The organism is Allosediminivita pacifica (genome assembly GCF_003054175.1).
In the GTDB taxonomy this organism is placed as follows: Bacteria; Pseudomonadota; Alphaproteobacteria; order Rhodobacterales; family Rhodobacteraceae; genus Allosediminivita; species Allosediminivita pacifica.
This window is the reverse complement of the sequence record NZ_QBKN01000010.1, coordinates 83053-106116: the sequence shown is the minus strand read 5'-3', so window position 1 is coordinate 106116 and position 23064 is coordinate 83053. Positions and strand designations below refer to the sequence as shown.

The following is a 23064-nucleotide window of genomic DNA, read 5'->3' as shown; positions in this document are numbered from 1 at the left end:
CCTTGGCGGGCCGGGCAGGGGGCTCTGCCCCCGTCCCTGCGGGACTCCCCCGAGGTATTTGGGGCGAAAAGAAGCGCGGGTCCTCTGCTTCTTCTTGGCGGGGAAATATTCCGGGGTCCGGGGCAGAGCCCCGGTCGCGACCTCCCTCGACCGCGGGACACTCCTAAAATCTGGTTAAGGCGGCTACTGGCTGGTCCTTTCCGCCATCGGCTTTCCCCTCATTGGCCCCTTCGCGGCCACCGGCCTCTACGAGACCAGCCGCCGTATCGAGGCCGGCGAGCCGCTGCACTGGGGCCCGATCGTGACCGTCGTCGTGAACCAGTCGGCCCGGCAGCTCCCCTCGCTCTGCGCGGTGATCCTCATCGTGTTCCTGTTCTGGTTCTTTCTCGGCCATACGATCTTCGCCCTTTTCCTCGGGCTTTCCACGATGACCAACGTCATGAGCAGCCTCGACATCTACCTGACGCGGGAGGGCATCACCATGCTCCTCTTCGGCGGCGTGGTGGGGGCGGGCTTCGCCACGGTGCTCTACATGATCTCGGTACTCGCCCTGCCGCTGCTGCTCGACCGCGAGGTGGATTTCGTGACCGCCATGATCACGAGTTTCCAGTACGTCGCCTCTCGCCCGGTGGTGCTGCTGGGCTGGGGCGCCTTCCTGGCGGCTCTGGTCTTCCTGGCGATGCTGCCGGGGTTACTCGGACTGCTCGTGGCCCTTCCGGTCGCTGGCCACGCGAGTTGGCATCTCTACGCCCTCGCCAAGGCGGGGCTGGCGCAACCGCCGGCAGGTGAGACGGCGGGCGAGGTAGTCAGGTGATCGGCTGTTCGGGGTTCAGCAGCGTCCGATGGTAGGGCACGAGATCATCAATGCCGCAAAACCCGGTCGTTCTCGCGGCCCGAAGCACCTTGCCCGTGTCTCGCCCGATATACTCCATCACGAGCCTTTCAAACCGCCTCCCGGCGACCCCCTCGCGCACCGTTCTCGCGGTATAGCCAACCCAGAAGTTGTTCTCGAAAGTTGGTACCCGAGCAAGGTAGTTGAAAGAGGCGGTCGTCGCGCCGTAGCGGCTCAGAAGTGCCGCCACGCCGTCCTCCTGTGCCAGAAGGATACCGCGGAACTCACGTGTCCTCGGTGAGGTGTCCAGAGCCTGCTGGCGCATTGCTTCTTTGGCTTCGAAACCGCGCATGAAACAGCTCTGGTCCCGTCGGTAGACGTAGGCCAAAGCTTGCACGAAACGATTCGTGTCAAGGAAGCTGCGTCTTGTGAACCGATAGAAACCACTAGGGAACGCGGATTCTTCGAGGTTCCGTGCGCTGCGACCTACGAAGTCGGCGACAGCTGGATGCCGAAGCGCGTCAGATTCGCTGGCCTCGAGTTCATCGACGTGCTCGAGAAGGATACGAGCGTCAACACCAAAGTACTGGCAGATTCGGTGAAGCACATCAGGGCGGGGAAAGCTCTCGCCCGCGAGATACCGGTTATATTGTGTCCTGTTGATGCCCAAGTCACGGCATAGCGCCGAAATTGACTCTGCTTTTCCCGACAATTGGCGCAAATTCGCACCTAGTCGACTGCGCAATTCCGCAGGACTGGGAGAATTGTCGTCAACGTGTTGTGCCCGAGGGGCCATGGCGCAGCCTTGTGTTTTTTCGTTGTTATACAGAGCCGCTGCCGTCCGCAGGTGTTCAGGCCCTTGACTTCGTTTGTCGCTAATTAGCGTCAGGTGTGATGCTAAATCGCGCCAACTATCGTCCTCGCCGACACAAAAATCAAGGGGGGTGTCGCGTCTTGGAGAATGTGATTCTTACCTTGGATGAACGAAGTGTGTGGGTGTGACAGGCGATACAGCCGGGTGTGTTCGATAGGAGTTAATGATGGGTGAGCAGATGATGGGGGTCGTGCTTTGGGCTGATGCGCAGGACAGCCGCGCGGTTATCTGGTGCGAAGACCAAGGCAATCTCGCCTATTACAGCGAAACGGAGGAAGCGATCCATGATGGCGTCGCGCTTGACGCCGGCGACCTGATCCAGTTCGACTGTCGGGAAGAGAAGGATATGCGCCGTGTCCGCAATCCAAAGCGCATCATGCTCGGTCATGCGCCCGAGCTTCCGGCCATGCTTCGGGCAAGGTTGCCAAAGCGGCGGGCCAAGAAGCCGGCCGACGTTATTCGGATCTCCGACTTCCTGACGCGCCGGGCCTCCTGATGCAAAGCCAGCGGCGAGGTTGGATGCGTTTCTGAGGGGGAATGTGTCCGTAAAGCTCGACGACGGCATATCGTCGCCAGAACAGATAGGCGGTGGCTCCCCGGCTGTCTGCGTCGATGATAATCTATTCGGTGATGCGACATGCAAAAGGCGGGGCCGAGGCCCCGTCTTTTGCATTTCAAAGCGGTGTTTTCAGAGGGCTTCCTGGCCGCGAGCCATCGCCGCCACGCCGGTTCGCGCCAATTCGACCAGTCCAAGTGGACGCATCAGGTCTGCGAAAGCATCGATCTTTTCGGGCGATCCGGTGATCTGGAATATGAAGCTCTCCAGCGTCGAATCTACGACATTTGCACGGAAGATGTCGGCAAGTCGAAGTGCCTCCACGCGCTTGTCACCCCCGCTTGTCACCTTGAGCAGCGCAAGCTCGCGTTCGACCGAGGCCCCCTCGACGGTCAGGTCGTGAACCTCGTGAACGGGCACGATCCGTCCTAGCTGTGCCTTGATCTGCTCGATCACCTGAGGTGTGCCGGTGGTGACAATCGTGATACGGCTGCGGTGTCCTTGGTGGTCGACCTCGGCCACGGTCAGGCTGTCGATGTTGTACCCCCGACCCGAAAACAGGCCAATGACGCGGGCCAGTACGCCGGGTTCGTTTTCGACCAGAACGGCAAGCGTGTGGGTTTCCTGCACGTCCGAGAAATTCGGCCGCAGGTTGTAAGCCGAATGCTTGGTCGAGCCTTTCTTGATGTGTAGAGCGGACATCTTGGGTGTCTTTCTTGCTGAGTTCGGGCGTCGCGTTCCGTGGAGGTGTTCCCGCGGGCAGAGGTCCCCGGACGCGGTTCAGACCAGGATCGCGCCTTTCGCGCCAATGGTCTCGTCGGTTCCGGATTTGCCCAGCAGCATCTTGTTATGCGGCTCGCCCGAGGGGATCATCGGAAAGCAGTTCTCGTGTTTCTCGACCAGGCAGTCGAAGATCACGGGGCCATCGTATTCGATCATTTCCATAATCGCGTCGTCGAGGTCTGCCGGATCCTTGCACTGGATGCCCTTGGCGCCGAAGGCCTCGGCCAGCTTGACGAAGTCGGGCAGGGCCTCGGACCAGGAATGCGAGTAACGCTCGCCGTGCAGGAGCTGCTGCCACTGGCGCACCATCCCCAGCCGTTCGTTGTTCAGGATGAACTGCTTAACGGGCAGGCGGTACTGCACCGCGGTGCCCATCTCCTGCATGTTCATCAGCCAGGATGCTTCGCCCGCCACGTTGATGACGAGCGAGTCCGGATGCGCGACCTGGGCCCCGATCGATGCCGGGAACCCGTAGCCCATGGTGCCGAGCCCACCGGAGGTCATCCAGCGGTTGGGGTCCTCAAAGCCGAGGTACTGCGCGGCCCACATTTGATGCTGGCCCACCTCGGTGCAGATGTAGCGATCGTAGCTCTTGGTCAGCGCCTCGAGCCGGGTCAGCGCATGCTGCGGCTTGATGGTCTGGGGCGAGGGTTTGAAAGCCAGGCAATCGGTCTTGCGCCATTCGGAGATCGAGGCCCACCACTTGGCAAGGCCCTCGCGGTTCACCTTGCGACCGCGGGATTTCCAGAGGTTCAGCACGTCTTCGAGAACGTGGCCAACGTCGCCGACAATCGGGATGTCGGTCTTGATCACCTTGTTGATCGAGCTGGGATCGACGTCGATATGCGCCTTGCGCGACCGGGGGCTGAAGGCGTCGACGCGGCCGGTGATCCGGTCGTCGAAGCGTGCGCCCACGTTGATCATCAGATCGCAGCCGTGCATCGCGAGGTTGGCCTCGTAGAGCCCGTGCATCCCCAGCATGCCCAGCCAGTTCTTGCCGCTGGCCGGATAGGCGCCAAGGCCCATCAGGGTCGAGGTGATCGGGAAGCCGGTGGCCTCGACCAGTTCGCGCAGAAGTTGCGAGGCCGCGGGCCCCGAGTTGATCACGCCGCCACCGGTATAGAAGACGGGACGCTCGGCGTACTCGATCGCTTCGACCAGCAGCTCGATCTGCTGCATGTCGCCCTTGACCTGCGGCTGGTAGTAGCTGGGGGCGCTGCGCGGACGGGGCTGGTATTCGGCGCTCGCGAACTGGACATCCTTGGGGATGTCGACGAGCACCGGGCCGGGGCGGCCGCTGGACGCCACGTGGAAGGCCTCGTGGATGGTTGCCGACAGACGCGCGGTGTCCTTCACCAGCCAGTTGTGCTTGGTGCAGGGGCGCGTGATGCCGACGGTGTCGGCCTCTTGGAAGCCATCGGTGCCGATCAGGAAGGTCGGAACCTGCCCGGTCAGGACGACAAGCGGGATCGAATCCATCAGCGCGTCGGTGATCCCGGTCACGGCGTTGGTCGCGCCCGGGCCCGACGTCACGAGAACGACGCCGGGCTTGCCCGTGGATCGGGCATAGCCCTCGGCCGCGTGCACCGCGCCCTGTTCGTGACGGACAAGGATGTGGCGGATGTCGTTCTGCTGAAAGATCTCGTCGTAAATCGGTAGTACGGCGCCGCCGGGATATCCGAATACGACGTCCACGCCCTGATCCTTGAGGGCCTGAACCACCATCTTCGCGCCGGTCATCTGACGTGTCATTGCCGTGTCTCCGTTTACGACGTCATGTCTTCGTTTGTGCTTCGCGCATAAAAAAACCCCCGAACCGGTCGGGGGCGCATGGGGTACCGGTCTGGTCTCCGGTTACCGGGCCATGCGCCAACTGCCTACGATGACCACTAGGGTGCTCACTCGGGGGACTCCTTTTCACGTGGGGCGGAAACTATGCAGAAGGGACAAAGGCGTCAATGGACAAAATGTAGAAAAAATTGCGTGGCTGCCCTTGGGCGCTTTACGAAAATTTCACGCGTGGGCGCCGCTCGGTGCTGCAGTAGGGAAGGTGAGGCGAGGAGGGACATGATCAAGGGGGGCGCTTTGCAACAGAAAGCGCGCCAACGTGATTTGTCCGGATCGCGGGATGACAGCATGGTGAGGCAGCCCACACGCCGTCGAAGATGGAGGCACCCATGTCCCGCAGCACGTTTCACCGCGATTTCAATCTATGCAAGGCGCTTCTGCTGGCCGGGCTGATCGGCGCGGCGATGCTGATCGGTCACCTGCCGGGCCATGACCGCGACAAGAGCGCGGCGGCGTCGCATGTTGAAAGCGTGATGCCCGCCTCTTACCACGATAAAGATGCGGCGCGTGATGTCCCGGGGATCGAGCTCTGAGCCTTTCAGGGACAGTCAGACGCTGACGCCCGTTCCCTGCAACACGCCGTGTTCCATCGCGTAGCGGGTCAGGCCGGCGGTGCTTGAAATACCCAGCTTGCGTTTGAGGTTCTTGCGGTGCGTCTCGACCGTACGCACCGAGATATCCAGCGCGATCGCCACTTCCTTGTTGGACTTACCCAGCGCCAGCTGGAGAAGCACCATCTGCTCGCGGTTGGTCAACTGCTCGCGCCCCGAGGATTGCGGGGCAAGCGCGCCTTTTGCGCCCGTGCAGAGGTAGCGCTCTCCCGCCATGACGGCATCGATCGCCTTCTTGATCTCCTCGGTCGGCACGTCCTTGAGCACGTAGCCACGCGCGCCGTGCGAAAGCGCGGTGGAGACATATTCTGGACTGTCGTGCATCGACAGCACCAGGATACGCGTCTCGGGACGCCGCTCGAGGATCATCTCGGTCGCCGAAAGCCCGCCCAGCCCCGGCATGTTGAGGTCCATCAGGATGACGTCGGGGGTCAGTTCGTCCAGCCGGTCGATAATTATGCGGCCGTCCGACAGCGTCGCCACGACGGTGATGTCGTCGTAACTCTCCAGGATCGCCTCGATGCCCTCGGCAACCATAGGGTGATCGTCGACAACGACGACGCGTGTGGGAGGGGTCATGCCTGAGCCCTTTCTTCGCTGAGATTGCCCTGCTCGGGCGGGAGCATATGGCTGAGCGGGATCTGCGCCTCGATAGTGGTGCCACTGCGCGACGACAAGATTCGGAGCGTCCCGCCAAGCTGATCCATCCGCTCCTGCATGTTGCGCAGGCCGATGCCGTGACCTGAGCCACGTTCGCCCAGACCATGACCATTGTCGTCGACCTTCAGGGTTGCGCCGGCCCTGTGACCGCGCAGATCGATCCTGACGTGGTCGGCACCGGAATGCCGCTCGATGTTGGTGAGCGCCTCCTGCGCGATGCGGTAAAGCGCGATGCGGGCCGGCTGATCGAGCCGATTGCGAAAGACGACGGTCTGGAATTCGGTCTCGATCCCGGTGCGGACCCGGAAATCGTCGGCAAGCGCCTTGATGGCGGGCCCGAGGCCGAGGTCGTCAAGCACCCCGGGCCTCAAGTCACGGCTGATCCGGCGCACCTCGTTGATCGCCGTCGAGAGATGCGAAACACCCTTGTCGAGCGCCTCGGACGCACGCGGGTCCCCCTGTGTGACACGGCGTCCGGCCATGTCGAGCGCGTACTTCACGCCCACAAGGATCTGGCTGATGCTGTCGTGCAGTTCCCGGGCCACCCGGCCGCGCTCGGTTTCCTGCGCCTCGAAGACCCGCTGCGTGAGCTCGCGCAGCTTGGCATCCGCGAGCCGCCTTTCGCGGATGTTGAGCACAAGACCCGAGGCATAGACCATCAGAAGCGCCGTCAGGGTGATCGCCCCGATATAGAGAAAGGTCCGCTGTATCCGCGCCTCGACCTCGGCGCGTGCTGCGGCTACCGTGGCAAGCACGTCGTCTATCCAGACCCCGGTGCCCACGGCCCATTGCCAGTCCTGAAAGCCCATGACGAAAGTGATCATCTCGGCTTCCTCGCCGGTCGATGGTTTGGGCCAGAGGTAGGAATGATAACCCGATCCCTGTCGCGCGATTTCGATCAGGCGGTCGGTGACCGGCGTTCCGGTGCTGTCCCGCATGCCGGAAAGGTTCTGGCCGATGAGCTCTGTCCGGCGCGGTGAGACGAGGTTCATGCCATCATAGGTATAGACAAAGAAGGACCCGTCCTCTCCGTAGATCATGGCCGCGAGGATCTGCACCACGCGCCGTTTGGCCTCGGCGTCGTCGGGCGCGGCGCCACCGTAGATGAAATAGAACCCGTTGCGGGCCTGCGTCACGTAGTTGCGCAGCTCCTGCTTCTTGGCGGCGATCAGCTGTTCCTCCAGCCCACGGATCTCGCGTTCGGCCAGCATCCGCGATTGGTGAGCGACCACAAGCGCGATGGCCGCCGCCGACAGGATCAGCGGGATGGCCGCAAGCATGTAGAGCTTGTGGCCATAGCTGAGCCGGGGATGACGGGTGCCGCGCATCCGGTGATTTAGGACCCGATCACCCCGTTTGGGAAGGCAAAACGCGGCGTTCGCTGCGTCTTGCCGCGCGCCGGCGGAAGGTGTCGCTACGGCACCGCGCGGGAATTCCGCAGGATCTCCGTATGAGTGGGTATTCCAAGCCCACGTGATCGTGAAATAAGCTGCAAAAACTCAAGCGATCCGCGCGGCGCGTGAGGAGACGTGACGCGCAGAATATCTATGGGAGGATTATAATGGATCGTCGTTCCTTTCTTCGGGCGTCCACCGTGGGTGGCGCCACGGCTGCCGCGTCGACGCTTGCTGCCCCGGTCTATGCCCAGGGCAAACGCACGCTGACACTGGTCACGACCTGGTCGCGTGGCCTTGCCGGCGTGCATGACTCGGCCCAGTACTGCGCGGATCAGATCACCGCAGCCACCGACGGCCAGCTGACCATCGACCTCAAGGCCGCGGGCGAGCTTGTGGGCGCTTTCGAAGTCTTCGACGCGGTCTCCGCCGGGCAGGCAGACATGTACCACGGCGTGGACTACTACTTCCTCGGTCAGCACCCGGCGATCAGCTTCTTCAGCCAGATCCCATTCGGCATGAACTTCATGGAATACGCCAACTGGTGGTATCATGACGGCGGCATGGATCTCGGCAACGAGCTCTACTCCATCTTCGGGCTCAAACCCTTCCCGGCGGGCAATACCGGTCCGCAGTCGGGCGGCTGGTTCGCCAAGGAGATGAACAGCCCCGAGGACTTCCAGGGCCTCAAGTTCCGCATGCCGGGGCAGGGCGGCCAGGTGCTCGGCAAGCTCGGCGCATCGGTGCAGAACTTGCCCGGCGGCGAGGTGTACCAGGCGCTATCCTCCGGTGCGATTGACGGCACCGAATGGATCGGCCCGTGGGCGGACGAAAAGGCGGGCTTCCAGGAGATCACTAAGACCTACTACACCGCCGGCTTCCACGAGCCCGGGCCGAACCTGAACCTGACCATGAACCTCGAGGTCTACGACAGCCTCACGCCGACGCAGCAGAAGATCGTGGAGCAGGTCACCCGCGCCTCGAACCTCTGGACCATGTCGCTCTTCATGGCCAACAATTCGGCGGCCCTGCAGCGTCTGCAGTCCAGCGGCGTCAAGGTGATGGAATTCCCCGATGCCGTCTGGGATGCCTTTGGCGCCGCCGCACGGGAAGTGGTGGACGAGCCCATGGGCGATGAACTCTACAAGACCTGTTACGACAGCTACATGGAGAGCCTGCGGTCCTCGGCGACCTGGATCGCCAAGTCCGAGGGCGCATTCTCGGCGCAGCGTAACCGCGTGATGGGTCTCTGATCCGGACGTAGCGACAAGTCAGAAGGCTCCGGCGCAGATTGGCCGGGGCCTTCGATGGTTCGCCGCGCCCCCGGTCCCGAAGAAGGCTGGGGCGTGCGCGGACCATGCCAACGAACCATAACAGGGAAAGATCGGGGCGATGGACGATAACGGTACATCCGGTCTCGCGATGGTGCTCGAGGCGCTGGGAAGCGGCCTCCTGGCGCTTGTCCAGAACATCCTGATATCCTTCTGGAATCTCGCTTATGCGGTGACGCATCCGGCGCTCTGGCTCGACTGGAGCGACAAGGAGGCGATCATGCGGTTCGTCTACTACGGCGCCTCGACCGAATTCTTCTTCGTGGTCTTCACCACCTTCCTTGTCCTGACGGGTGTCGGGATCTGGCGCACCGGTTTTCTCTGGGCGCTCGTCCGGGGGCTCGAGGCCTTTTCCAATTCGGTGGGCCGCTTCTTTGCCTGGGCCGGCCTGATCATGGTCATCCAGCAGGTCCTGATCGTGCTGACACAGCGCGTCTTCGCGCGTCCCGACCTGAGCTTTGGGCTGGGCGTCGGGGTGAGCCTGGACGTCAGCTGGTGGTCGGAAGAGCTGAAGCTCTACAATGCCATGGTCGTCGTGTTCTGCCTTGCCTACACCTTCGTTCAGGGCGGACACGTACGGGTCGACCTTATCTATTCCCCGGTCAAGTTCGGCACCAAGAAGGTCATCGACATGTTCGGCTCGCTCTTCTTCGTGCTGCCCATGGCGACGTTGATCTGGCTCTACTCGTGGTTCTTCCTCTGGCGTCACCTGATCGTGCCCAACCCCTCCGCCTCCGAGGATCTCGACAGGCTGCTCATGAAGGCACGGGCGTTGCGCTGGAACGTCGAGACCATCGGCTTCAGCCCCAACGGCTTTACCGCCTACTTCCTCTTCAAGGTCCTGATCGTGCTGATGTGCGGAATGATCTTCCTGCAGGGGATCACCTTCTTTTGGCGCTCCTATCTTGAATGGCGGGAAGGCCCGGAAAGCGAAGGCAAATATCTCGACTACGACGTTCTCGAAAAGGGCGAAGAACCCTACGAGCACGCGGAACTTTAAGGCAGGGACAATACCATGCTCTTCGGACTGGACGGTGTCGAGATCGGCCTGATCATCGTCTTTCTCACGCTCTTTTCCGCCATTCTTTCGGGCTTTCCGGTGGCCTTCGCCATCGGCGGCGCGGGGGTGATTTCCTTTGGCATCATCGCTGTGCTCGACAGCGCAGGGCTGCTGATCCACCAGGGCATCGACACCGGGTCCGAGGCTTACAACGCTCTCGTGGCCAGCGGTGTGCCGGCCGATACGATCTCGATCTTCCGCTACCCGGAGCTGCCCCGCTTCGCGATGCCGGTGTTCGAACGCGGCTGGGAAGTGGCGCTCGACCGCAACCTCTCGTTCATCGTGAACCGCATCAACGAACGTGTCATCGCGGGACAGAGCATCGAGACGCTGCTTGCCGTGCTGATGTTCGTGCTGATGGGCATCGTGCTGGAACGCTCAAAGATCGCCAACGACCTGCTGACCACCATGGCGCGCGTTTTCGGTCCGCTGCCGGGCGGGCTTGCCGTCTCCATCGTCGTCGTGGGGGCGTTCCTTGCGGCCTCCACCGGCATCGTCGGGGCGACCGTGGTCACGATGGGCTTGCTCGCGCTGCCCACCATGCTGCGCAACAACTACTCGCCCGAGCTTGCCACCGGCGTCATCGCCGCCTCGGGCACGCTGGGGCAGATCATCCCGCCCTCCATCGTGATCGTCCTTCTGGGCACGCTGGCGGGCGATATCTATGCGGCCGCTCAGGAAAACCGGGCCAACAGCCTCGGCTGCACGGACGCGCTGACCTATCTTGGCGAACCTGCGGTTCTTTCCGTGGGCACACTCTTCCAGGCGGCGCTGCTGCCGGGCATCCTGCTTGCCGTTCTCTATGCTGTCTACGCCTTCGGTTTCGCTGTCCTGAACCCCTCCAAGGCCCCGGCCGTGGAACTGGGTGAAAGCGGCTCCGAACCGGTCACGCGCAACGAGGCTTTCACCTGGTACCTCGGCGTTCCGGTGGCGCTGATCGCAGGCACAATACTGGCCGCTCAGGTGGGCCTCGTCGGCAGTCAGTCCATCGTCGTCTCGACCTTTTCCGAAGCCGGGGAGGGCGCGAGCCTGCGCACCAATGTCTCTGAGCAATGCCGCGATGCGATGATCGAACTGCACGGCCAATCGGCCTGGGACCGTGCCGTGGCCGAACAGCAGGCCATCGATGAAGGTGGCGGCCAGACCGAAAGCCTGCGCCGCTCCCCGGAGGAGATTGAGCAGATCCGCGCCGCCTATATCGAGAACGCGCCGCCGATCGGAACCGGGATCGCGCTGATCACGATCCTGCTGGGTCTGACGCTGTCGCTCGGAAGGGGGATCGCACCCTCCGAAGATCCGAGGCCGATCTGGATCGGGGCGGCTGGCCTCGGGCTCGGGCTGCTGATCGACGCCTTCCTGATCCCGGCCGACATGTCTGCGGGCGCGACGGTGCTGCTCATGATCGTGCCTTGGCTGGTCGCGCTCTACGGCTGTCGTCACGCGGCCCAGAGGCTTGCCACCAACGACCTTGTCCGCGTCGTATTTCCGCCCCTCGTCCTCATCGTTGCGGTGCTGGGCTCGATCCTTGGCGGGATCACGAACCCGACGCCTGCTGCGGCGCTCGGGGCGGCGGGGGCGATCATGCTGGCCGCCTATCGCAAGCTCGGCGAACAGGATCGCAGCCCGCGGATCATCCTGTGGTCGACCTTTGCGGTCATCCTGCTGATCCTGGTCGGCATCAACTTCGACCTCCGCATCAACACCGAGTCCGCTGGTGTCGAAAGCTGGATCGCCTTCGTCGCGGCGCAGATCTTCTATCTCTACGCGCTCTTTGGACTGCTGTTCTCGTGCTGGGTGCTTTACACTGCGGGTGTGCTGACGCCGGCCGTGCGCGAGACGGCGAAGGTCACCAGCATGGTCTTCACCATCCTGATCGCCTCGCAGCTGCTGAACCTCGTGGTGATCTCGTTCGGGGGCGAACACTACATCCAGCAGTTCCTGCGCAGCTTCGACAACGAGGTGAAGGTCTTCCTCATCGTCATGCTGGTGCTCTTCGTGCTGGGTTTCGTGCTCGATTTCCTCGAGATCATCTACATCGTGGTGCCCATCGTCGGCCCGGTGATCTACGGCGGGACCTTCGATCCGAAGTGGGTGACCATCATGATCGCGGTGAACCTGCAGACCTCGTTCCTGACGCCGCCCTTCGGATTTGCGCTCTTTTATCTGCGCGGCGTGGCACCGAAAGAGGTCACCACGGGCCACATCTACCGCGGCGTCCTGCCTTTCGTGCTGATCCAGGTGGCGGGGCTGGCGCTCTTGTTCTTCTTCCCCGGCATCGTCACCATCGTTCCCGATTTGATGCCGAACTGACGGGGACGACATGAGCAAGAGCCTCGCGCGGGTGCGCCGCGCGCTCGAGGAGGCCGGTCTCGCGGTGGATATCCGCGAGGTCGGTCAGGCAAGAACCGCGCAAGAGGCCGCCGACAGTGTCGGTTGCGAGCTGGACCAGATCACCAAGTCGATCATCTATCGCGCCGAGAAAACCGGGGAAGCGGTGCTGTTCCTGACCGCTGGCGGCAACCGCGTCGACGACGCACGCGCCTCCGAGCTTGTCGGCGAACCGCTTGGCAAGGCCGACGCTGCGCTGATCCGGGCGCAGACCGGATTTGCCATAGGGGGCGTGGCGCCTGTGGGGCATCTCAATCCGATCCGCGCTTGGCTCGACACCCGGCTGCTGGACTTCGAAACGGTCTGGGCCGCGGCCGGCACGCCGCGTCATGTTTTTCCCATCGACCCGAACAGGCTGCAGGATCTGACGCAGGCTAGGCCTGCCGAGTTCACCGGCTGAGAGCGCTGCTGCCGCGCCGGGCGATGACATGGCCTGAACGCCGATCGCAGGCGCCCGGGCCTCAGATGTTCGTATCTCTCGAAAAATGTAAAAAACCTTCACATCACCCTTGAAGGGGGGCAGGGCAATGCGCATCTCTCGTGATGTGAAAGGCATTCACATAACCGATAGAGGAACGGAGACACCCATGACCACCGCCGCAAACCCGAACAGCCTTCCCGCCACCGCTGGCTGGCTGTCACGGGCCGAAGCCTGGCTCGACAACAAGGGCAAGGGCGCTTGGATCGCCCTCATGGTTCTCGGCTTCATTTTCTTCTGGCCTGTCGGCCTTGCGATCCTCGCCTACATGATCTGGAGCAAACGGATGTTCAGCAAATCCTGCGGCCGCCGCCGCGAGCACCACATGCGCTACGCCGCCGGCGCGATGCGCCGCACCGGCAACGCCGCCTTCGACGCCTACAAGGAAGAAACCCTGCGCCGTCTGCAGGACGAACAGGAAGCCTTCGAATCCTTCCTCGAACGGCTGCGCGAAGCCAAGGACAAGGCCGAATTCGACCAGTTTATGGACGAACGCGCCCGCAAGGCCCGCGAAATGGCTGACGAGACCCAGCAGAGCGCCTGAGACGAACCGAATGCAGCATGGCCCCGCGAGGGGCCATCCGCTATGATATGGAAACCGATATGCAACCGGAACCAGGGGCCATGTACTCCGACACTTTCAGCCATCTTCCGGATCCTGCGATGCAGCCGGAGTTCTACGCCGACGTCACGGTCAAGCGTGCCATGGCCTGGGTCTTCGACATCGTGCTGATCGCGGTCATCACGCTGCCCATCGCGCTGATCACAATCGTGGGGCTGTTCTTCATTCCAATGATCTGGATCGCGGTCGGCTTCGTCTATCGCTGGGCGACGATCTCGGGCAAATCCGCGACGCTGGGCATGCGGCTCATGTCGATCGAGCTGCGCGACGGCTTCGGCAACCGGCTCGACCCGGGGCAGGCGTTGCTGCACACGCTTGGCTACACCGTCTCGGTCTCGATGTTTCCGGTCCAGCTCGTCTCGGTCGTTTTGATGATGCTCAGCGAACGCGGGCAGGGACTGACAGACCTGGTTCTGGGCACCGTCATGTTGAACCGGCGGGCCTGAGCTGCTCTTAACCTCGCTTTATTTGGGGGGCTTGGCGGCCTCCCTTTTCGTTGTTACCGTTTTACTAAGATTTCCCCGCAACGGTAGTACCCAATGCGTCACTCGCTTCCTCTTGCGCCGCAGTTCTACGTGACCGCGCCTCAGCCCTGTCCGTACCTTCCCGGTCGGATGGAGCGGAAACTGTTCACGGCGCTCCAAGGTGATCAGGCCCAGAAACTCAACGACGGTCTGTCGAAACAGGGCTTCCGCCGGTCGCAGAACGTGCTTTACCGCCCTAGCTGCTCGGACTGCGCGGCCTGTCTTTCGGCGCGCATTGATGTCGCGCGTTTCGAGCCCTCGAAATCGCAGCGCCGCGCGACGAAGCGCAACGGTTACCTTCGGCGCCGCGCCTCCAGCCCCTGGGCGACGGAAGAGCAATATGAGCTGTTCCGCCGCTACCTGGATGCACGCCACGCTGATGGCGGGATGGCGGACATGGACGTCTTCGAGTTCGCGGCCATGATCGAGGAAACGCCGATCCGGTCCCGGGTGATCGAATACACGGATCAGGACGACAACCTGATCGCTGTCTGTCTGACGGACATGCTCGATGACGGGCTGTCGATGGTCTATTCCTTCTACGATCCGGAGCTTCAGAAATCGAGCCTCGGAACCTGGATGATCCTCGACCACATCAAGATCGCGCGCGAGATGGGGATGCCATACGTCTACCTCGGCTACTGGGTGCCGGGCAGCGACAAGATGGGCTACAAGGCCCAGTTCTCCGCGCTCGAGGTCTACCGCAGGGGCCGCTGGGAGCGCATGGGCGCACCGGAGGACTACAAGGCCGACACGCACCCGCTCTCGACCGATCCGATTGCCGAACAGGTCGCGAACATCTCGCTTCCCGACAGTCGCGCCTGACAGGAACCCGCACGACCTGCGGGCGTTCTCCCTGCAACCGACGCAAGGAGAAAAACATGGCTGAACGCGACAAGCTCATTATGCCGATCGAGAAGCTCGCGAAGGAGAACGACCAGTTCCGCGAGGTGATCTGGACCGGCGACAACACGCAGCTCGTCCTGATGACCATCCCCGAAGGTGGCGAGATCGGGGGCGAGGTCCACGAGGGCCATGACCAGCTTCTCTATTTTGTGGAAGGCACCTGCACAGCGACGCTGGGCGAGGACGAGAAGGAATGTGGAGCCGGCGACGTGGCGATTGTCCCATCCGGCAAGTACCACAATTTCGTCAACACGGGCTCGGGTCCTCTGAAGCTCTACACGACCTATTCCCCGCCGGAACACAAACCCGGCAAGGAACACGACACCAAGGCCGATCAGGAAGCAGATCCCGACGAGGACTGAGATGACCGATAGAAAGCCCGGCCGCGCGCCGGGCTTTCGCTGTCGAAAGGCATTGGCATTTCTTCCGCCTTTCGAGCATGTTGCAGGCCATGACCTTTGCCAGCCGCATTACGAGATCGCCACGCCCGTTTGAGCCTGACCGAGGCGCCGAAAGCCGTGGGGCCATCCCTGACACCGACGATGCAATCGCCGGGCTGATCGAGGGCGCGGGCGGTTCGAGCCCCTACCTCAAGACACTGATCGAGAAAGAGGCGGGGTGGCTCCATGGGGCGCTTGATGACCCGGAAGCCGCCTTCGATGCGCTTCTGGACGAGCTGCGCGATCTGACCGAGGATCCTTCCGTCCCGCTGCGCCAGGCAAAGCGTCGGGTCGCCCTGTTGACGGGTCTGGCGGATCTTGCGGGCGTCTGGCCGCTGGAGGAGGTGACCGGGCGGCTCACCCGCTTCGCGGACCTGGCGGTGCAGAAGGCGCTCGAACACGCCATCCGTCGCGAGATCACGCGCGGCAAGCTGCCCGGTGCCAGTGAGGGCGACGTTCCGACCGGGGCGGGCATGACGGTGCTTGCTATGGGCAAGATGGGCGCGGGCGAGCTCAACTATTCCTCCGACATCGACCTCATCTGCCTCTTCGACGAGGATCGCATCGATCCCGCTGATTACCAAGAGGCACGCGCCGCATTCATCCGTGCGACCCGTCGCATGGCGGCAACCCTCAACGATCAGACCGGTGAGGGATACGTCTTCCGCACCGACCTGCGGCTGCGGCCCGACCCTGCGGTGACGCCCGTCTGCATGTCCATGGAAGCGGCAGAGCGCTACTACGAAAGCCTCGGCCGCGCCTGGGAGCGCGCCGCCTACATCAAGGCGCGCCCCTGTGCGGGCGATATCGAGGCCGGCGAGCGCTTCCTTCAAACGCTGCGGCCCTTCGTCTGGCGCAAGCACCTCGATTTTGCCGCGGTCCAGGATGCCCACGATATGCGGCTGCGCATTCGAGAACACCGCGGCCTTCACGGACCGATCACGCTGCCCGGTCACAATGTGAAGCTGGGGCGCGGCGGGATCCGCGAGATAGAGTTTTTCACCCAGACCCGTCAGGTGATCGCCGGCGGTCGTGATCCGGACCTTCGGGTGCGTGGCACCGTCGAGGGGCTTCAGGTGCTGTCACGCAAGGGTTGGATCCCGCAGGACGTGGCCGACACGCTTTCGGACAACTACCGCGCCTTTCGCGAGGTCGAGCACCGCGTGCAGATGATCCACGACTCCCAGACCCATGACCTGCCGTCGAGTGACGAGGGCTTTGATCGTCTTGCGGCGCTCATGGGACGGGACAGGGCCGAGCTGGAGCGCGATCTCGTCGAGCGCCTCGAGGCCGTGCATCAGTTGATCGAAGGCTTCTTCGCCCCTGATGACGAGGGCTGTGAAGAGCCGGACCTGCCCGATCCGCTCGAGAACAGCGAGCTGCCGGGGCGCTGGCCGAGCTATCCGGCCCTGCGGTCCCAGCGGGCCACCCAGATCTTTCGCCGCCTCCGGCCCGAAATCCTCCGCCGTCTCGGAGAAGCGGCCAAGCCGGAAGAGGCGCTCGTGGCCTTCGACGGTTTCCTTCAGGGGCTTCCGGCAGGTGTACAACTCTTTTCCCTGTTCGAGGCAAACCCGCATCTGATCGACCTGCTGGTCGACATCGTTTCAGTCTCACCCGATCTCGCACGGTACTTGTCGCGCAATTCGGACGTGTTCGACGCGGTGATCGCGGGCGAATTCTTCGGGCCCTGGCCAGGACGAGAGGCCCTGGAGCGGGGCCTCTGCGAGCGTCTTGAACGTGAGGCCGGGGACTACGAGCGGGAACTGGACCAGGCGCGCCGTTGGGCCCGGGAGTGGCACTTCAGGATAGGGGTGCATCTGTTGCGGGGCATGATGAGCCCCGGAGAGGCAGGCCAGGCCTATGCCGATCTTGCCTCTGCCTGCGTCGCCGGGCTCTGGCCGCGGGTTCAGACCGAGTTCGCCCGCAAGCACGGGCCTGCGCCGGGACGCGGGGCCGTTGTGATGGGCATGGGGAGCCTCGGGGCTGGCCGGTTGCACGCGCGCTCCGACCTCGATCTGATTGTGATCTACGACCCCGATGGGGCGGAGCAGTCGGAGGGGCGGAAACCGCTGCCGGTGCGGCTCTACTATGCCCGCCTCACGCAGGCGCTGGTCACCGCGATGACGGCGCCGATGGCGGAGGGGAAGCTCTACGAGGTCGACATGCGGCTTCGACCCTCCGGCAACCAGGGGCCGGTGGCGGCATCCTGGGAGGCCTTCCGGAACTACCACGACCGCGAGGCCTGGACCTGGGAGCGGATGGCGCTGACCCGGGCACGGATCATTGTGGGGCCTGAGGCGCTGGCGAAGGACGTGGCCGATTTTCGGGACGGGACGCTGGCGGTGCCGCGTGACAGCTTGGACGTGCTGGGCGATCTGGCTAAGATGCGCGCCCGGATCGCCGCGGCCAAGGGGCAGGGCGACCCCTGGGATCCCAAGCTGGGGCGCGGGCGGATGCAGGACATCGAGCTTTTTGCTCAGGCCTGCACGCTGATCGCGGGCCGGGCGGTGACGGGCACGCGGCCGGCGCTGGAGGTGGCCTGCGAGGCGGGGCTGGTGTCGGAGGACGGGGTCGAGGCGTTGACCCGGGCACATGACCTTGCCTGGGCGCTGCAGATCGGGGCGCGGCTGGTGACCGACGGGCGGCTCGATCCCATGCAGCTCGGATCGGGGGGCTGCGCCTTCCTTACCCGGCTGACCGGCAGCCGCGACATGGCGGATCTTCGGGCGCGGCTGGAGGCGGCCGCGGGCGAGGCTGCGGAAATCATCGATGCCGCGCTACCCGCGGCGAAGGAGGAGGCATGAAGGGGAATCCTAAGGACACGGCGGACCCGAAGGGGCTGATCGCCGAGGCCTACCGGATCGAGGGCGTGGGCGCCCCGGAATGCCGCAGCATCTTCCTCGACTGGGCGCTGTCGCTGCCCGAGGAGTTGGACCAGGGCGAGGCGCTTCGGATCCTGCTGGAACGCCACGGCCCGGCCGAGGATCATCCCATGACGGCGGTCCTTCTCGAGGGGCAGGTGAAGCTCACCGGGCCCCGGAGGCGGGGGGGCTGGAAGAGCCGTCGGAAGGAATGAGTGCGGGACGCCTGGGTGGTGTCCCGGACCGGGACATTTCTGAGCACTATAGGAATCAATGGGTTAGATACACGAATTAACCTGGCGTTAGGAATGTCCCGCAGTCGGTGTGTCGAGATACGAGATCAGGGCCGTTCCGGGCTGCACCGCTGTATCATCATGGTGCTTAGTGACCGGTGGGTGCAGATTGCCTGCGAATTCCTTGCATTTGCGCCTTTTAAGGCTTTCCTGGGTGCATGGTGAAGCTGGTCCTCCTGCACAAGGCCGACTCGATCTACGAGGATGAGCCGGACGTTGTCTATGACTTCCCGCGCTCCTACCTGAAGTCGGTTGAAGAAGCCGTGGGGGACTGGGTCGTCTACTACGAGCCGGTCAAGGCGGGGCCGCGCGGGTACTTCGCGGTTGCGAAGATTGAGCGCGTGATTCCGAAGCCTGGCGCCGACGGACGCTTCCTTGCGATGATCGCACCGGGGACGTTCCTGCCATTCGATCGTGAGGTGCCGAGGCTGTTAGGGGGTCGGCCTATGGAAGCGGCTTTGACTGAACCCGATGGCACGCCGAAAAGGGGCGGCGCGGTGCAGCTGGCCGTCAGGCGCCTGCCAGAGGTGGATTTCGCCCGCATCGTCAATCTTGGGCTGCCGCAGGAATTGGAGCGGATCGAAGCAACGCGCTATGATCCTGAGCCGGCTGCACTTGATGAGGGGCGGAGCCCTTCGAGCGCCCGGTTCTCGAGCGACTGATCAGGAAGCCCTACCGCGAAGTCGCCTTTCGCAGGAAGGTGCGCGAGGCTTACGGCTATCGTTGCGCGATGTCGGGATTGAAGTTGCGCAATGGTGGCGGTCGGCCGGAAGTTCAGGCCGCGCATACCCGTCCCGTGGAGAGCCAGGGCAGCGATGCCGTGCGCAATGGACTGGCGCTGTCGGGGACGCTGCACTGGATGTTTGACCGTGGTTTGATATCAGTCGCCGAAGACTGCGAGACCATTCTCGTGTCGCACAACAAGGTTCCCGGTGAGGTCGTGGGGCGGTTGCTGGCCCCTGAGGGCAAGCTTGTCGGGCCCGAGGATCCAAGGAATGCGCCGCATCCGGAGAACCTTCGCTGGCACCGAGAGAACGTCTTCGGTCGCGTTTTGCCGGGAGAGCAACTTCCCTGGGATTAATGTCGGGCCGATGACCCGATTTGTCGATATTCGCACGGCCCATTGGCCTGACGGCGACAACGGCTCGACTTTCAACCAATCGACCCGTGGTTGAGAAAGCTTGAAGGGCAGAGGGGGCTCTGCCCCCGTCCCTTCGGGACTCCCCCGGAGTATTTGAGCCAAGAAGAAGCGCACGGCGCGGTGAGGGATGCCGGCCGTTGTATTGGCTGGCTGGGTGCCGAGAGAGGGATGGAACGGTTGGCTTTAACCGCTCGGGAGCGTGTGCTGCGTTGCCCCCGTAGCCTGGTCGGGCGCGGGGGCGCGGGCTGGCCTTTGGCCCGCGCCTCCTCCGTGTCTGTTAGCCCCGGCGGCGGCGTCCGCCACCGCGGCGGCCGCTGGTCGGGCCGCCGTCACTGCCGCCCGGCTTGTTGAAGCTGATCCACTCGGCCCCGTGGGGGTCGTTGTTGGTGAGCAGGTTCGCTGCGCGGATGGCGGCCATCTCGGAGCCGGGCTTGGGCCGGGTGCTGCCGAGGCCGAAGAGCTGGCAGAAGGCCTCGTCGTCCATGTCCTCGGGCAGCACGATGCCCGCCGCCTCGACCGCGGCGCGCTTCTCGGCAATCTTGGAGGCCGGCACCGGCAGGGCGCAGGGATTCATGATGGCCGAGGTCATGCCCGCGCCCATGGCCATGGGCAGGAAGGCGTTGTTGATGCCGTGGCGGTTGGGCAGGCCGAAGCTGACGTTGGAGGCGCCGCAGGTGGTGTTCACGCCCAGCTCGTCGCGCAGGCGGCGGACCAGCGTGAAGACCTGCTTGCCCGCCGTGGCCATGGCGCCGATGGGCATGACCAGCGGATCGACCACGATGTCATGCGGCGGGATGCCGAAGTCGGCGGCGCGCTCGACGATCTTCTTCGCCACGGCGAAGCGGACGTCGGGGTCCTCGGAGATGCCGGTGTCGTCGTTGGAGATCGCCACCACCGGCACGTTGTATTTCTTGACCAGCGGCAGGATCAGCTCCATGCGCTCTTCCTCGCCCGTGACCGAGTTCAGCAGCGGGCGGCCGTTGGCGACCTCGAGACCCGCCTCGAGCGCCTCGGGGACCGAGCTGTCGATGCAGAGCGGCGTGTCCACCAGCCCCTGCACCAGCTCGATCATCTTGCGCATGAGCGGCGGCTCGGTCTCGTTGGGGTTGGGGTTGGAGTTGTAGACCACGCCCGCGTTCACATCGAGCACGTTGGCCCCGCAGGCGGCCTGCGCCACCGCGTCCTTTTCCACGGTCGAGAAATCGCCGGCCTCGAGCTCGGCGGCGAGCTTCTTGCGGCCCGTGGGGTTGATGCGCTCGCCGATGACGCAGAAGGGCTCGTCAAAGCCGATGACGGCGGTTTTGGTCTTGGACTCGACTACTGTGCGGGTCATGTCTGTGCCTCTCCTGTCAGGCGCTCGAGTATGCTCTCGAGTGCCGGGTCTTCAAAGTCTTCGATGGTGATCTGGGCGCCCTTGTTGCGCAGGGCGAAATCGTCTTCGGCGGAGCGGACGCCCACGGTGAAGGCGCCGGAGCTGCGCGCCGCGCGCAGGCCCGAGCCGCTGTCCTCGAAGGCCACGGCGTGGTTCGGCGTGACGCCGAGGGCCTGCATGGCCTGCTGGTAGGGCATCGGGTCGGGCTTGGCGCGGGCGCATTCGTCACCGATGACGAGGGCCCCGAAGCGCTGTTCGAGACCGATGGCGCGCAGCATGTGGAGCGCGTTCAGCCTTGGTGCATTGGTCACCACGGCAAGGCCCCAGCCTTCGCGCGCCGCACGGTCGAGCAGTGCGGTCGCGCCGGGCATGGGCGGGAAGCCGCCCGAGAGCATGTCGCGGAAGCGGGCTTCCTTTTCGTCGGCGAGGGCCACGGGGTCCTCGCCGGGGAAGAGCTCGGGGAAGCTCTCGGAGTTGTGGCGTCCGTGGATGCGGCGGGCGTAGTCCTCTTCGGTGAGGGTCATGCCGCGTTCGGCGAACATGTCCGAGAAAACCTGCATGTGCAGCGGATCGGACTTGAGCAGCGTGCCGTCCAGGTCGAAGAGGAGTGCGCGTGTCACGAGGTCAGCCGACAGCCCGTGCCGCGGCCGGCAGGCCAGAGGCGCCGCCGTTGTCGCGCGCCCATTCGGCCGTGGCCTTGATCCCGCCCAGCGGGAAGAAATGGACCTGGTCGATCTGGAAGTCGGGGTTGGTGGCCTTGTGGGCGGCGAGCTTTTCCAGCACCTCGGTCGGCTCGTAGGGCATGAGCAGCTTGCTCACGTCCATGGCGCGTTTCTGCAGGACCTTCACCGAGGGGCCAACGCCGCAGGCTATGGCAAACTTGATCAGCGTCTGCAGCTTGGCGGGGCCGGCGATGCCGATGTGGACGGGCAGGGTGATGCCCTGGTCGCGCAGGCGGTCGCACCAGGCGATGATCGGATCGGCGTCGAAGGCGAACTGGGTGACCAGCGCCATTTGGGCATCGGTGCGGGTCGAGAAATCCTGCTTCCAGGTCAGCGCGTCGTTGACCTGTGCGTGGCTGCCGTCGGGGTCGATGTCGCGGTTGCCCTCGGGGTGGCCAGCCACGTGCAGGCGCTTGAAGCCCGCCTTGTCGAAGAGACCGGTTTCGAGCAGCTGCATGGAGCTGTGGAAGTCGCCGTGCGGCCGAGCCACGCCACCGGCGAGCAGCAGCGCCTGGTCGATCCCGGCTTCGCCCTGGTAGCGGGAGATCCAGTCGGCGAGCACCGCCTTGTCCTTGATGATGCGCGCGGGGAAGTGCGGCATGACCGGGTAGCCCGCGTCGGCGAGGCGCTTGGCCGTATCGACCATCTCCTCGATCGGGGTGCCCTCGATGTGGGCGATGTAGACGCGGGTGCCCTCGGGCAGGAGCGCGCGGAAATCCTCGATCTTCGAAGCCGTGCGCGGCATGACCTCGATGGAGTATCCCTCGAGGAAGGGTTCGAGCGAGGCACCCGCGGGGCGCGCGGCCCCGGTTTTCCGGAAATTGAGCAGAGCCATCATCTTCTCCCAGAGGGCGCGGGGTGGTGTCATGCCCGGCCGTCGTTGTCGATCAGCGCCTTGAGGCGGTCGCGATCGAATTCCGCATCGATCCGCGCGGCTTCCTGCGCGGCAACCTCGGACGGATCGCCCTCGACCGAATAGGGCGCGGCCTTGCGCCATTCGGCGAGGTAGGCATCGGTGTCGGACGCTCCCACCTTCATGGCGGCCCGGTCGATGGCCTGCTCGAAGCGTTCGGGCAGGGGCATCTTGTGGCCCCGGCGGCCCTTGCCGACGATGACCTGGGCCGGGATGTCGCGCCAGTAGACGATGGTGACGTCGGGCATGATGCCTGATTCCTCCGTTCCTTCGGGCCTCTTTATCGGGACGGGTGATGATGGCGGCGTCGCATTCCGACTTGTCCCGGCCCCTTTGCGGCAGGGCGCAGGGTAGGCCGGGGGGCGGGCGCGGCCAACCGGAAACATGGCTCATAATTTCCATGATGATAATGCGCCGAATTCATGTCATCCGAGTCGTCTGATTGGCAGCGCGCG

At 64.0% G+C, this 23064-nt stretch carries 23 protein-coding genes and 2 pseudogenes; 15 read left to right on the top strand and 10 right to left on the bottom strand.

Translation table 11 applies throughout. The features are described from left to right. Positions 1–184: 184 nt before the first annotated feature. A pseudogene (locus C8N44_RS09775) lies at positions 185–814 on the top strand (DUF2189 domain-containing protein); the annotation flags it as partial. Here C8N44_RS09775 and C8N44_RS24110 read toward each other — a convergent pair. After that, positions 807–1184: a hypothetical protein gene (locus tag C8N44_RS24110; RefSeq protein WP_308421226.1), complete on the bottom strand. Its 378-nt coding sequence runs from the start codon at positions 1182–1184 to the stop codon at positions 807–809. The pseudogene C8N44_RS09775 and the gene C8N44_RS24110 overlap by 8 nt on opposite strands. 204 nt (positions 1185–1388) lie before the next feature. Further along, positions 1389–1628, bottom strand: a pseudogene (locus tag C8N44_RS24105) (helix-turn-helix domain-containing protein); the annotation flags it as partial. Between the two features lie 244 nt (positions 1629–1872). On the opposite strand from C8N44_RS24105, the gene C8N44_RS09765 reads away from it, so the two are divergent. After that, positions 1873–2202, top strand: a complete 330-nt coding sequence (locus C8N44_RS09765; RefSeq protein ID WP_107976005.1) for a hypothetical protein — start codon at positions 1873–1875, stop codon at positions 2200–2202. 192 nt (positions 2203–2394) lie between these two features. On the opposite strand, the gene ilvN is transcribed toward C8N44_RS09765, so the two are convergent. Together ilvN and C8N44_RS09755 are read right to left on the bottom strand one after the other, a co-directional pair. Continuing rightward, positions 2395–2964: an acetolactate synthase small subunit gene (gene ilvN / locus C8N44_RS09760; protein WP_107976004.1), complete on the bottom strand. Its 570-nt coding sequence runs from the start codon at positions 2962–2964 to the stop codon at positions 2395–2397. Positions 2965–3042: 78 nt separating this feature from the next. After that, positions 3043–4797: an acetolactate synthase 3 large subunit gene (locus C8N44_RS09755; RefSeq protein WP_107976003.1), complete on the bottom strand. Its 1755-nt coding sequence runs from the start codon at positions 4795–4797 to the stop codon at positions 3043–3045. Positions 4798–5222: 425 nt separating this feature from the next. Between C8N44_RS09755 and C8N44_RS09750 the strand changes: the two genes are divergently transcribed. After that, positions 5223–5426: a hypothetical protein gene (locus tag C8N44_RS09750; protein WP_107976002.1), complete on the top strand. Its 204-nt coding sequence runs from the start codon at positions 5223–5225 to the stop codon at positions 5424–5426. Between the two features lie 15 nt (positions 5427–5441). On the opposite strand, the gene C8N44_RS09745 is transcribed toward C8N44_RS09750, so the two are convergent. Both C8N44_RS09745 and C8N44_RS09740 read right to left on the bottom strand, forming a co-directional pair. Further along, positions 5442–6083, bottom strand: coding sequence for a response regulator transcription factor (locus C8N44_RS09745; protein WP_107976001.1), 642 nt, complete (start codon positions 6081–6083; stop codon positions 5442–5444). Beyond that, entirely contained in the window at positions 6080–7492 is a 1413-nt protein-coding gene (locus tag C8N44_RS09740) for a cache domain-containing protein (protein WP_107976000.1), read from the bottom strand. The genes C8N44_RS09745 and C8N44_RS09740 overlap by 4 nt, the downstream gene beginning before the upstream one ends. Positions 7493–7725: 233 nt before the next feature. On the opposite strand from C8N44_RS09740, the gene C8N44_RS09735 reads away from it, so the two are divergent. The 12 genes from C8N44_RS09735 to C8N44_RS23815 all read left to right on the top strand — a co-directional run bounded on the left by C8N44_RS09735 (position 7726) and on the right by C8N44_RS23815 (position 19542). Continuing rightward, positions 7726–8811 carry a TRAP transporter substrate-binding protein gene (locus C8N44_RS09735; RefSeq protein WP_107975999.1) on the top strand — a complete coding sequence of 362 codons (1086 nt, stop codon included), beginning with the start codon at positions 7726–7728 and terminating at the stop codon, positions 8809–8811. Between the two features lie 139 nt (positions 8812–8950). Beyond that, entirely contained in the window at positions 8951–9889 is a 939-nt protein-coding gene (locus C8N44_RS09730; protein ID WP_188758699.1) for a TRAP transporter small permease subunit, read from the top strand. Between the two features lie 15 nt (positions 9890–9904). Then, a complete protein-coding gene (locus C8N44_RS09725) occupies positions 9905–12259 on the top strand; it encodes a TRAP transporter large permease (RefSeq protein ID WP_107975998.1) in 2355 nt (784 codons plus the stop codon). A 10-nt stretch (positions 12260–12269) separates the two neighbouring features. Continuing rightward, positions 12270–12737: a YbaK/EbsC family protein gene (locus C8N44_RS09720; RefSeq protein ID WP_107975997.1), complete on the top strand. Its 468-nt coding sequence runs from the start codon at positions 12270–12272 to the stop codon at positions 12735–12737. A gap of 127 nt (positions 12738–12864) precedes the next feature. Further along, positions 12865–13359 (top strand): DUF2852 domain-containing protein, encoded by a 495-nt coding sequence (locus C8N44_RS09715; RefSeq protein ID WP_373282703.1) that lies wholly within the window; start codon positions 12865–12867, stop codon positions 13357–13359. Between the two features lie 59 nt (positions 13360–13418). Further along, positions 13419–13883, top strand: coding sequence for an RDD family protein (locus tag C8N44_RS09710; RefSeq protein ID WP_244641054.1), 465 nt, complete (start codon positions 13419–13421; stop codon positions 13881–13883). 93 nt (positions 13884–13976) lie between these two features. After that, positions 13977–14786, top strand: coding sequence for an arginyltransferase (locus C8N44_RS09705; RefSeq protein ID WP_107975994.1), 810 nt, complete (start codon positions 13977–13979; stop codon positions 14784–14786). A gap of 56 nt (positions 14787–14842) precedes the next feature. Next, positions 14843–15229: a cupin domain-containing protein gene (locus C8N44_RS09700; protein WP_107975993.1), complete on the top strand. Its 387-nt coding sequence runs from the start codon at positions 14843–14845 to the stop codon at positions 15227–15229. 89 nt (positions 15230–15318) lie between these two features. Further along, positions 15319–18111 carry a bifunctional [glutamate--ammonia ligase]-adenylyl-L-tyrosine phosphorylase/[glutamate--ammonia-ligase] adenylyltransferase gene (locus C8N44_RS09695; protein WP_107976043.1) on the top strand — a complete coding sequence of 931 codons (2793 nt, stop codon included), beginning with the start codon at positions 15319–15321 and terminating at the stop codon, positions 18109–18111. Then, entirely contained in the window at positions 18108–18383 is a 276-nt protein-coding gene (locus C8N44_RS09690; RefSeq protein WP_107975992.1) for a hypothetical protein, read from the top strand. The genes C8N44_RS09695 and C8N44_RS09690 overlap by 4 nt, the downstream gene beginning before the upstream one ends. Before the next feature lie 236 nt (positions 18384–18619). After that, on the top strand, positions 18620–19123 hold the full coding sequence (locus C8N44_RS23820) for a hypothetical protein (RefSeq protein WP_244641053.1): 504 nt from the start codon (positions 18620–18622) through the stop codon (positions 19121–19123). Positions 19124–19161: 38 nt separating this feature from the next. Further along, positions 19162–19542, top strand: coding sequence for an HNH endonuclease (locus tag C8N44_RS23815; protein ID WP_244641052.1), 381 nt, complete (start codon positions 19162–19164; stop codon positions 19540–19542). A gap of 337 nt (positions 19543–19879) precedes the next feature. Here the strand turns inward: C8N44_RS23815 and C8N44_RS09680 are convergent, their stop codons facing one another. From C8N44_RS09680 to C8N44_RS09665, 4 genes are read right to left on the bottom strand one after another with little or no spacing between them, the layout of a single operon-like run. Next, positions 19880–20935, bottom strand: a complete 1056-nt coding sequence (locus C8N44_RS09680; RefSeq protein ID WP_107975991.1) for a methyltetrahydrofolate cobalamin methyltransferase — start codon at positions 20933–20935, stop codon at positions 19880–19882. Further along, positions 20932–21594, bottom strand: coding sequence for an HAD family hydrolase (locus tag C8N44_RS09675; protein ID WP_107975990.1), 663 nt, complete (start codon positions 21592–21594; stop codon positions 20932–20934). Before C8N44_RS09675 ends, C8N44_RS09680 begins: the two co-directional genes overlap by 4 nt. Before the next feature lie 4 nt (positions 21595–21598). Then, complete coding sequence (locus C8N44_RS09670; protein WP_107976042.1) at positions 21599–22531, bottom strand: methylenetetrahydrofolate reductase; 933 nt, start codon at positions 22529–22531, stop codon at positions 21599–21601. Positions 22532–22560: 29 nt separating this feature from the next. Beyond that, the gene (locus C8N44_RS09665) at positions 22561–22857 is read right to left on the bottom strand and encodes a virulence factor (protein ID WP_107975989.1); all 297 of its coding nucleotides are present in this window, start codon (positions 22855–22857) and stop codon (positions 22561–22563) included. Positions 22858–23064: the final 207 nt, after the last annotated feature.